General features: G+C 69.8%; 8 protein-coding genes. 5 read left to right on the forward strand and 3 right to left on the reverse strand.

From position 1 onward, the window contains the following. The first annotated feature begins 158 nt into the window (after window positions 1-158). The 3 genes from ACFWUZ_RS35945 to ACFWUZ_RS35955 all read left to right on the forward strand — a co-directional run bounded on the left by ACFWUZ_RS35945 (window position 159) and on the right by ACFWUZ_RS35955 (window position 3,717). Window positions 159-863, forward strand: coding sequence for an ABC transporter ATP-binding protein (locus tag ACFWUZ_RS35945; RefSeq protein WP_384382276.1), 705 nt, complete (start codon window positions 159-161; stop codon window positions 861-863). After that, complete coding sequence (locus ACFWUZ_RS35950) at window positions 860-3,379, forward strand: FtsX-like permease family protein (RefSeq protein ID WP_384382278.1); 2,520 nt, start codon at window positions 860-862, stop codon at window positions 3,377-3,379. Before ACFWUZ_RS35945 ends, ACFWUZ_RS35950 begins: the two co-directional genes overlap by 4 nt. An 80-nt stretch (window positions 3,380-3,459) precedes the next feature. After that, on the forward strand, window positions 3,460-3,717 hold the full coding sequence (locus ACFWUZ_RS35955; RefSeq protein WP_384382288.1) for a transposase: 258 nt from the start codon (window positions 3,460-3,462) through the stop codon (window positions 3,715-3,717). Between the two features lie 58 nt (window positions 3,718-3,775). Here ACFWUZ_RS35955 and ACFWUZ_RS35960 read toward each other — a convergent pair whose 3' ends face one another. Both ACFWUZ_RS35960 and ACFWUZ_RS35965 read right to left on the reverse strand, forming a co-directional pair. Continuing rightward, window positions 3,776-4,576 carry a S41 family peptidase gene (locus tag ACFWUZ_RS35960; protein ID WP_384382280.1) on the reverse strand — a complete coding sequence of 267 codons (801 nt, stop codon included), beginning with the start codon at window positions 4,574-4,576 and terminating at the stop codon, window positions 3,776-3,778. Continuing rightward, the gene (locus ACFWUZ_RS35965; protein WP_384382282.1) at window positions 4,462-4,821 is read right to left on the reverse strand and encodes a transposase; all 360 of its coding nucleotides are present in this window, start codon (window positions 4,819-4,821) and stop codon (window positions 4,462-4,464) included. The genes ACFWUZ_RS35960 and ACFWUZ_RS35965 overlap by 115 nt, the downstream gene beginning before the upstream one ends. A 798-nt stretch (window positions 4,822-5,619) precedes the next feature. On the opposite strand from ACFWUZ_RS35965, the gene ACFWUZ_RS35970 reads away from it, so the two are divergent. Continuing rightward, window positions 5,620-6,483 (forward strand): alpha/beta hydrolase family protein, encoded by an 864-nt coding sequence (locus ACFWUZ_RS35970; RefSeq protein WP_384382290.1) that lies wholly within the window; start codon window positions 5,620-5,622, stop codon window positions 6,481-6,483. Window positions 6,484-6,948: 465 nt separating this feature from the next. Then, window positions 6,949-8,292, forward strand: coding sequence for a polysaccharide lyase family 1 protein (locus tag ACFWUZ_RS35975; protein WP_384382284.1), 1,344 nt, complete (start codon window positions 6,949-6,951; stop codon window positions 8,290-8,292). Window positions 8,293-9,033: 741 nt separating this feature from the next. Here ACFWUZ_RS35975 and ACFWUZ_RS35980 read toward each other — a convergent pair. Continuing rightward, window positions 9,034-9,516 carry a hypothetical protein gene (locus ACFWUZ_RS35980; RefSeq protein ID WP_384382286.1) on the reverse strand — a complete coding sequence of 161 codons (483 nt, stop codon included), beginning with the start codon at window positions 9,514-9,516 and terminating at the stop codon, window positions 9,034-9,036. Between the last annotated feature and the right edge of the window lie 736 nt (window positions 9,517-10,252).

The raw sequence follows: 10,252 nt of genomic DNA on the forward strand, positions 1-10,252 counted from the left end.
AGTTTTTTCTTCAGGACCCCCACCCCGTTCACTAACCCCCCCTGTCTGGCGGGCTCGACGTTTTTTTTATAGGTCCCGGGGGGGGGGGGGGGGGGTTTGGGGGGGGGGGGGGGGGCCCCCCCCCCCCCCCCTCGTGTATGAGAGGAACAACCATTCGCATGGGCAAGAACGTGGCGGTCGTCGCCGCCGGGGTCGGCAAGAAGTTCCCGATGGGCAAGCAGACCGTGCCCGCGCTGCGGGACGTGTCGCTGTCCCTTCCCGCCGGCACGCTGACCGCACTCACCGGGCCCAGTGGCTCCGGCAAGAGCACGCTGCTGCATCTGATCGCGGGTCTGGAGCGGGTCGACTCCGGCACCCTTGAGGTGCTGGGCAACCAGGTCCACGCCAGCACTCCCGCCGAGCTGGCGGCGCTGCGGCTGAGAGAGATCGGGTTCGTCCACCAGGACTTCAGCCTTCTTGCCGACCTCACCCTGATCGAGAACGTACGCCTCCCACTGGAAGCCACCGGCACCGCCCGCGCGGCCGCGACCGCGGCGGCGCGCGAGGCGATGGCCCGCGTCGGCCTGGAGGGACTGGAGCAGCGGTTCCCGGCCGAGGTCTCCGGCGGCCAGCAGCAACGCGCCGCCATCGCCCGGGCCATCGTCGGCAACCGCACGCTCGTGCTGGCGGACGAGCCCACGGGATCGCTCGACTCCAAGACCGGTGCGGAGATCATGGGCGTACTGGGTCAGCTCCGCGACGAAGGCGTCACCGTCGTCCTGAGCACCCACAACCCGGCCAACCTCTCCCACGCCGACCAGGTCGCCGTCCTCCACGACGGCACGCTCCTCTCCTTCGGCACCAGTGAGGGAGGCACAGCATGAACAGGGGGTATGTGCATCTGGTCGGGCGGCGCACCGTCGTCGGGCGCGGCGGCAGGCGCATCGGGCTCCTCGTGCTGCTGGCGCTGCCCGTCATGCTCGCCACCCTCGCGGCCGGCCTGTTCGCCTCGGTCGCGCCCTCGGCCGAACAGCGCGCCCTCAGCACCCTGGGTCATGCCGACGGACTCGTCTCGCAGTCCGACCCCCAGGCGGCGGCCAGGCTCGCGGAAGAACTGGGCCAGCGCGCGCCGGGGATCACCGTGCTCGCGATCGACGACAACAGTGAGTTCCCCGTATGGGTGAAGGACCGCACGGTCTCGGTGCGCTACCTGGACACCGACTGGTCGTCCCCCCTGATGGAGGACCGGTACCGGCTGCTGGGGGGACGGTTCCCCTCGGAGCTGGGGGAGATCGCGGTAAGCCGGGCCCTTGCCGACGCCTACGGCCTGAAGGTGGGTGACGACCTGCCCTACCGGTGGAAGCGCGACGCGCCCGCGCGGATCGTCGGCCTGGTCGAGAGCCCGCAGGCCCACGCCTCATACGACTACCTCGCCGCACCCGGGCAGCTGCGGGCCTGGCCGAAGACCGGCACGGACACCACCAACGTCCTGCCCGCCGGCTACGGCCTGCTCCTCGCGGGCGATCAGACGCAGATGGCGGCCGCGCGGAACGTCGTCAGCGAAAAGGGACTGCAACTTGAGAGCCGGCTGGGCATCGCCGACTCCCGGACCATGATCGAACGCGAACCCGCACTGCTGCTGGCGCCCGGCATCGTCGTTCTCGGAGTCATCGCCGCCGGGGCGTTCGCCCTGCGCATGCGGCGCACCCGCTCCGAGTTCGCGATCCTCGCCGGCATCGGCGTGCCGGACCGCGACCTGCGGTACGCCGCCGTCTCGGGGGCCGTGTCGGCCAGCGTGATCGCCGTCCCAGCCGGCTGGATCGCCGGGAGTCTGCTCGCCCTCGCCGCGCGACCAGCGCTTCCCCGCCTCACCGACAAGGACACCGCCCCCTACGACCCGCTCCTGGCCGGGGGCCTGCTGACCATCCTCCTGTCGATCGCCGTGGCCGCTTTGGCCGCTGTGCTGACGTCGCGGTATCCAGCGGGGCTCCCCGCCCGCGAACGAGCTCGCGCCACCCCCCGCAGCAGCGGGCGCGCCCGCCTGTGGGCCCCGGTACTGTGCGGCCTCGCAGCGCTCGGTCTGGCCACCGCGGCGACCTTCCAAGACGACGAGGCAGTCTCCGCCTCCGCGGCCGTCACGGCGATCCTGGCCCTGGCCGCTGCCGCACTCACCCGTATCGGGGACGCGCTCAGCGGCCTGGCCCGACTGGCCGACCGCACCCTCAGCGCACGTATCGCACTGCGCGCCTTCGCCCGCGACCCGCGCCGCCCGGTCTCGGCGATCGTGATCGGCTCCGTCGCGCTCGCCCTCACCGTCGGCATCCTCGGCACCCTGTCCAGCGTCACCGCCCAGGGACGCGCCACCTACGTCGGCAGCCGCCACCTCGACCAGGTGGAAGCCCTGCTGTACTCGGGCAGCGACCCCAAAGACGTCGAACAGGCCCTCGCTACCGTCTTCCCCGCCGGAACACCGGTCGTCCGCGGTACGTACCCGGTCGACGAACGACTCCTCAAAGCCTCCACCACCCCCGCTCACACCCCACCCTGGAGCGTCGCCTGGCAGGCCGGTGGAGACTTCGCCGACAGGAAGCAGATGATCGAAGTCGTCGACGACGAGAAGACGTTCAACGCCCTCACCGGCCGGCCCTGGTCCACCCGGGAACGCACGGCCCTCCAAGACGGCCGCGTCCTCGTCCTGGCCCCCGAATACATCAAGGGGGACCGGGTCACGCTCTCCATGCCGGCCTCCCTGCCCACCAGCACCGACCAGGAGCCGGACACCCGCCGCGACGTCAGCGGCGCCGTCCTCTCCGACCCCGTCAATGCCACCACCGCCACCCGGGCCTCCGCCTACATCACCACCAAGACCGCACGTGCGCTCGGCGCGACCACCGTGGACTACTCGGTCATCGCCTCTCCCACCAACCGAGTGCCCGACCTGGAGGAACGGCTCGTCAAAGCCCTCGAACCGGTCGACGTCGTCATGGCGGACGTCCGAATCGAGACCGGCCCCGAACTCACGCCGCCCTCCCTGTGGTACCTCCTGCTCGGCCTCGCCCTCGCTGCCGTGGTGACCGTCCTCGGCATCACCGTGACCGCCTCCGCGGCGGAGCTCCGAGGGGACCTCGTACGCCTGCACCGCATCGGCCTGTCCCCGGGCACCCTGCGCCAGATCGTCGTCTGGCAGTCGCTGACGATCGCCGCCCTCGCGGCAGTTCTCGGCATCGCCGCCGGCTGGGGCCTGACCGCCGCACGCAACTGGCCGGCGGACGTACCCGTCGTCATGGACTGGACAGCGGTTTCCGCCGTCCTCGCCCTGACCCTGATCCTCGGCGCGGCCTACGGCGCACTCGCCGCACCACGCCGCATCGGCAACACCCTCAACCGCACCGAAGCCTGATCCAAGGCGACCGCACCATCGCCGGACCCCTCCACGAAGCGGCCATCGGCACCCACCTCGCCCTGTAGCCCTTGTCGCCAATGACGTGGCCGGGCCGCATCCGCGGCCAGGCCCGGTCCGAGGCGGGGCACCCGTATCGCGTCCGCCACCGGGCCTGGCGCGGCAGCCGAGGCAGCCGTCCGCCCGTCTTCGACAGGCAGGTCTACAGGCACCGTAACGTCGTGGAACGGTGCTTCAACCGCCTCAAGCAGTGGCGCGGTATCACCACCCGGTACGACAAGACAGCCCAGTCCTACCAAGCAGCGGTCACCCTCGTATCGCTCCTGATGTGGGCGTGACACTTTCACGAACAACTCCTAGGCCGGCGGGGCCGGGGCGTCTCCGGGAGGATCCGTCCTAGTCCCGCAGGACCTTCACGGCCCGGTCGAAGGCCGAGTCCTTGTTCTGGTCGAACTCCTCCGTGGTGAAGACCGGCTCGGTGAGGTGCGGCGGGATGCCCGCGCCATCGAAGGTCCTGACCGACCGGGTCAGCAGCTCCTCGTTCGGCAGCCAGACCGACATGCCGTTGGGGAGCTTGCGCACCATGACGTCCGAGAAGACGCCCTGCGTGGGCTGCCCGATCCGCACGGTCCGGCCGGGCCGGTCCATGAGGCCCTGGGTGAAGGTCTCTCCCGCGCTGACGGTGGAGCCGCCGGTCAGGACGGCGACCGGTCCGGTGTAGCGGGGGCCCTGGGCGGGCGTGACGTAGAGGGGCTGGGGGCGCGTGTGCCGGGTGGGGTCCGCGGGATCGTTGCGGGCCCGCTTGGAGTAGGCGAGGTAGGGGGTGTCGGTCAGCCGCGCGGCGATGTGGAGCCCCAGGTGGGCGTAGTCGTATCCCTTGTCCGCGTGGAGCTTGGCGGGCTTGCGTCGTCGTGGTCCGCGGCGGGAGCGGATGGGCGGTATGCCGCGGACGAGGGGTTTCAGGGCCTGGCTGTCGTGCAGGTTCGCTCCGGAGATCCCCACGGACAGGGGCAGACCGGTCCGCTCCGTGATCAAGTGGATCTTCGAGTCGAACTTGCCCCGGTCGACAGGATTCGGACCTGTCAGGTCCCCCTTTTCAGGGCTCGCATGTTGACGGAGTCGATCGCGCAGCGGGACCAGTCCAGGTCGCCGCGGGCGCCGAGTTCGTCGAGGACCAGGCGGTGGAGTTTGGCCCACACTCGGGCCTTGCTCCACTCGGAGAACCGCCGGTGAGCTGTCGCCCCCGACGGCCCGAACGAGGCTGCGGGCAGCTGCTGCCAGGTACAACCCGAGGTGGCGACGAACACGATCGCTGCCAGCACCTCCCGGTCACCGTGCCGGCGCCGGCCACCGCCCTGCGGTCGCGACGGCGCCTCCGGCACCACCCGTTGGAACAACACCCACAACTCTTCCGGCACAAGCCGCTCAACAATCCCCGCCACAGCCGACAGCCTACCCAACCACCCAAATGAGATGACCTCTTACCCCAGACGAGAACACTCCCACCTGAACCGCAGAGGTCAACCCCTCGACCGGCTTCTGTACGCCTTCGTCGTCCAGCCCGCGCACGTCCGGGTCGCGCGGGCAGCAGGTCCGGGCGCATGGCATCGAGGGCCGGACGGAGGTCGGCGAGCTGGTCCTGTCCGACCAGAGACTGACGACTCATCAATATCAAGGCCGTTGGGTGCCTGCCGGTGCGGTGGAGCCAACGCGCCGCGGCCTTCCGGATGGTGACGCATTGATCCCGCATGGGGTGCCTCCGGTCCCACTTGCACCTGCCGCGACCAGTGGGCGTAACGCCGACCGCGCGGCGTCCAGCATTTGAGACGCTGCATGTGAAACGAAACACACAGAATTCCACGAGTTTCTTCAGATCCGGAGGGTGGTTTCGGGCTGAACCGAGGCCACGCATCGCGCACTTGACCTGTTGATTCACGTTCTGTGACCGTAGGGTCGCTTGTCTCAGGCCTAATCCGTCTCAGACGGTGAGCCGCATCCCGCAGGCACGTGACCTGGCTTCCCTCTTCCGCCTATGTTCCCGGTCCGGTGAACGACGGCCTGCTGGTGGTACGCGTCGGGGCTTATGGCGTGGCGCCGTCCCTCACGTTCTGTCACTGCGTCTGCTGTTGCCGTCCACCGCGATGAAAGGAATGCTTGTGCAGCTCTTCGCCCGCAGATCCGTGGCCCCGACGATCACGGACACCCCTCAGCGCCATCGGCACCGGCGACGCCGGTTCGGCATGCTGACGGCCGCTCTGGCCGGCGTGGCGGCCGTTGCCGGGCTCGCCACCTTGCTGTCACCGGGCGCCAGTGCCGCGGGGTACTCCTACGAGCGCGGCCCCGCTCCCACCCACGCGAGCATCGAGGCGGCAAGCGGCCCGTACCCCGTCTCGCGCGCTTTCGTCTCCTCGTTCTCCGTCACCGGCTTCGGCGGCGGCACCATCTATTACCCGACCACTACCGGCGAGGGCACCTTCGGGGCGGTGGCCATCTCCCCCGGCTACACCGCACGGCAATCCTCGATCGCCTGGCTCGGCCCGCGCCTGGCCTCTCAAGGCTTCGTCGTCTTCACCATCGACACCACCAGCACCTACGACCAGCCGGCCAGCCGCGGCCGCCAGCTGCTGGCGGCGCTGGACCACCTCACGCAGCGCAGCAGCGTCCGCGACCGGGTCGACGCCACCCGGCTCGGCGTGATGGGTCACTCGATGGGCGGCGGTGGAACACTCGAGGCTGCCAAGAGCCGGCCTTCCTTGAAGGCCGCGATCCCGCTGACCGGATGGAACCTCGACAAGACCTGGCCCGAGCTGCGGACTCCGACGCTGGTCATCGGAGCGGACGGCGACACCATAGCCCCGGTGTCCTCCCACTCGGAGCCGTTCTACCAAAGCATGCCGTCCTCGCTGGACCGGGCCTACCTGGAGCTGAACGGCGCCACGCACCTCACGCCGAACCTCTCCGACACCACCATCGCCAAGTACAGCATCGCCTGGCTCAAGCGGTTCATCGACGACGACACCCGCTACGAGCAGTTCCTGTGCCCGCTGCCGCGTCCGAGCCTGGCCATCCGGGAGTACCGGGGCAACTGCCCGCACACCTCCTGAAGCCCTGAAGTCACTGCTGCCGACGTCGGCCGGGCGGCTCACGGTCGCCCGTCTCTGTCCTGTGGGTGCGGTGGCTTTCCGCGCCTGCGCCGTCCCGCCGTGCCCCGTCCCGCCCCGCGCGGCGATGGGGCGCGGCCGTCCGGGTGACGGTTGGCGACTCCACTCGTTGGTGGGGCACTCGGCGAAGTCCTCCACCGTCGCCCCACCAGCCCACTACACTCCCGACGGTTCTCCTGACCAGGCCAGGTAGCGAAACGCTGCTGGAGTACTGGCTGCTGTAAGCCCAGCTCTTCCCGCAGTGAGCCGAAGCTGAGCGGATCGGGTAAGGCGACGTGGAGGCGGACTCGGGCGACATCGAGTCGCGGGAAAAGCGGAGGAAAAAATCCCCGCACGCGGCAACCTTTCGCGGGCCGGCGGCCACTTACAGGCGTAAGCCTGTTCCTCCCCCCCCCGTAAGGAAGCCCCGTGGCTGCTCGCTCCCACCGCCGGTCCCTCCGCTCCCGTCGTACCGCCGTCCTCTGCGCGGCCGTCGTGACCGCATGCGTCGGCTCTGGTGCTGTCGTGATGAACGCCAACGCCGGGACCGTCGACCTGTACCACCAGACGCTCACCGCGAAGGACGGCTGGGCGTCCTCCGGTACGGGGACCACCGGTGGCACGAAGGCCGATGCCGCCCACACCTTCACCGTCTCCACCCGTGCGCAGCTTGTGAAGGCGCTGGGCTCGGTCTCCGACACCACGCCCCGCATCATCAAGATCAACGGCATGATCGACGCCAACACCGACGACAGCGGAAAGAAGGTGACCTGCGCCGACTACGCCCTCGGTACCGGCTACTCGCTGTCGGCCTACCTCAAGGCCTACGACCCGGCCACCTACGGCCGCTCCAAGCTGCCCTCCGGCACCCAGGAGGCGGCACGCGCCGCCGCCCAGGCCAAGCAGGGCAAGAACATCGTCTTCAAGGTCCCCGCCAACACGACGATTGTGGGTGCCCCTGGCACGAACGCAGGCCTCACCGGGGCCATGCTCCAGATCCAGAACGTGGACAACGTCATCGTCCGCAACCTGACCTTCGCCGCCACTGAGGACTGCTTCCCGCAGTGGGACCCGACCGACGGCGACGACGGCAACTGGAACTCCAACTACGACTCGGTGTCCCTGCGCGGCGCGACCCACGTGTGGGCGGACCACAACACGTTCACCGACGCGCCGCACTTCGACAGCGCCAACCCGAAGTACTTCGGCCGCGAGTACCAGATCCACGACGGCGCCCTCGACATCACCAAGGGATCCGACCTGGTGACCGTCTCGCGCAACCAGTTCACCAACCACGACAAGACGATGCTGATCGGCAGCAGCGACACCGACAGCGTCGGCAAGCTGCGCGTCTCCATCCACCACAACGTGTGGAAGGGCATCATGCAGCGCGCCCCGCTGGCCCGCATCGGCCAGATCCACATCTACAACAACTACTACGACATCACGCCCCTCAACGGGTACACGCCGCAGTACAGCATCAACTCCCGGGCCAAGGCTCAGATCGTCGCGGAGAACAACTACTGGAAGCTGCCGTCCGGCGCGAAGGCCGCCAAGCTCCTCAGCGGTGACGGCACCGGCTCGGTCAAGGGCTCCGGCAACCTCGTCAACGGCACGGTGACCGACCTCGTCGCCGCCTACAACGCCGCCTCGTCCAAGGACCTGAAGACCACGGTCAACTGGACCCCGACCCTCACGACGGACCTGGAGGCCTCGGCGAGCAACCTGCCGACGTCGCTGGCGACGACGACGGGGGCGGGCGTGCTCAAGTAGCACCCGAGACACGCGAGGGCCGGGAGACCACGAGCCCCCGGCCCTCGCCCACCCATGCCGCGCGGTCCGCCGCGCCACGGACTGCGAGGGCCTGGGATGCGTTCCCGGGCCCCTCACGGCGTCTGCCGGGCATCAGCCCACAGAACGGTTCACGCAGGCCGCATGACTTTGTTCTCGGTGGCCAGAAGCGTAAATGCTCCACGAGCGGCGCCGGCCGCTACCTGGGGTGCCACCTCGACGGCTTCGGTCGGGATGACCTCCTCGCGGGCGTTGCACCCGTCGGTCGCGTTGAGCCCCTTGTTCCAGTGCTTGTAGAGGGTCCGGCGGTAGCCCGGGCGGTGCTCGGCGACGACAAGGATCCGGTCGAAGCGGGCGGCATCTCCTGGGCGAGAGCCGGACCAGCCGGGCCACGTGCTGGCGGCACCAGGATGCCGGATGTCGCCGGTTGGCCCCCGGGTAGTCTCGCCGGCCCCGGTCCCGGCAGAACCGGATCGGCAACACGGCCGAGCGCCGCGACGCCGGGGCGATGTTCACACGAGGTGGTGGCCTGCCTGAGGGGGCACAGACGATCTTGCAGAGAATCCAACCCATTTCCGGAACGCCGACTTCTGCACGACCTGGTGTTCCCTGAGCTGAATCACAGACATTCTCCTGGCCTTCTGATGGCTAATTCCGGCGGGTTTTCAGACGCCGGTCATCGCGACGGCGAGAACGGCGGCACGGACACCGTGCCGTCCTCGCTCACCACGACCCGTTCGGCGAGCTGCGCCAGGACCTCGACGGGCCGCAGCCCTGCCCGAGCGGCCGCCCCCGGACCAGCCGGCCGGGGCCCGCGGACAGCCACAGCTCCGTCCGCAGCTCGTCCCGCTCGTCCTGCCGCCGTGCCAGCTGCGCACCATGCGCGGACAGGACCCCCTGCCGCCGTTCATCACGCTCCCGCGCCCACTCGGAGCCTTGGACGTCGTGCTCCGGCTCGTACGCGTCCCACCCGTGGGCGTCCATCAGGAGGCTGATGCGCCGCCACTTCCGGTGCTTCGCCGCCCCGACCGCGGCCAGCCGCTCCGGATCCGACTCGCACTCGGAGAACGCCCCGCCGAGCAGAACCCGTTCCGTCTCCCGCCCCCTGACCGCCGCCTCCGCAACCCGCTCCGCAACCACAGCCCCGGCCAGACCGTCCCCCTGGCGCCGAACCGAATCCCGCGCCACGTCGTCAGCACTCCACATGCCCACTGGTTCCTTTCAGAGGGAAACTGCCCGCTGCCGAGACGGTCTGTGGATGTCCCGTGTTTTCGCCAACGGTACATGGTGCATCTAACTGATGCAGTCGCTACACCGGAACCCGACACGAACGAGCCGCCCCACCCTCCGGCCCACGGCCAGGCTCGCGCGGCGGCCCCCCGAAGGCATCAACCGGGGGCGAAGCAGGCCGCCGGAGACTCGACCGCCACCCAGTCCCCGTCACCTGTCAGTGCCCAGGGTTAACCTCTGAATGTTGGGCCGGCCTGACACCGCTTCGCGGAGTACGCGGCCAAGGGGGGTGGCTCAGAAGAGTCCGCCGCCAAGAAGGCAAGGCTCCGCGGGTCTCATGTAGCTGGAACCCCACCCCCCTTCCAACAACCAGAACAGGCCCGCACGGGAACGCAGCCCCCAAGACCCCGCAGACCCAGACCGCCCTCTCCCGTAGCCAGCCGCCCGCGAAGCGGGCCAGGCCCGGGGAGCGAAGCGGACCGGGCCCGCCTGCAGCGCAGCGGAAGGCGGTCACTGGCCGCGCGCAGCGCGGCCAGTGACCCTCGGTCACCCCCGAAGCGCAGCGCAGGGGATGACCGAGGGGGGTGGGAGAGCGCAGCGAACCCACCCCCAGGCCGAAGCGCAGCGCAGGCCAGCCCCACCCGAAGGGTGGGGCGCCCGGAGCGCAGCGCAGGGCTTTCCCTTGCACAGCGCGCAGCGCTGTGGTACCCCT

Source organism: Streptomyces sp. NPDC058646 (assembly GCF_042716875.1).
Lineage (GTDB): Bacteria > Actinomycetota > Actinomycetes > Streptomycetales > Streptomycetaceae > Streptomyces.

Bases quoted from the DNA above. Each gene is read 5' to 3' on its own strand.
- ACFWUZ_RS35945 (WP_384382276.1), top strand. From the start codon at position 159: ATGGGCAAGAACGTGGCGGTCGTCGCCGCCGGGGTCGGCAAGAAGTTC.
- ACFWUZ_RS35950 (WP_384382278.1), top strand. From the start codon at position 860: ATGAACAGGGGGTATGTGCATCTGGTCGGGCGGCGCACCGTCGTCGGG.
- ACFWUZ_RS35955 (WP_384382288.1), top strand. From the start codon at position 3,460: ATGACGTGGCCGGGCCGCATCCGCGGCCAGGCCCGGTCCGAGGCGGGG.
- ACFWUZ_RS35970 (WP_384382290.1), top strand. From the start codon at position 5,620: ATGCTGACGGCCGCTCTGGCCGGCGTGGCGGCCGTTGCCGGGCTCGCC.
- ACFWUZ_RS35980 (WP_384382286.1), bottom strand. From the start codon at position 9,516: ATGTGGAGTGCTGACGACGTGGCGCGGGATTCGGTTCGGCGCCAGGGG.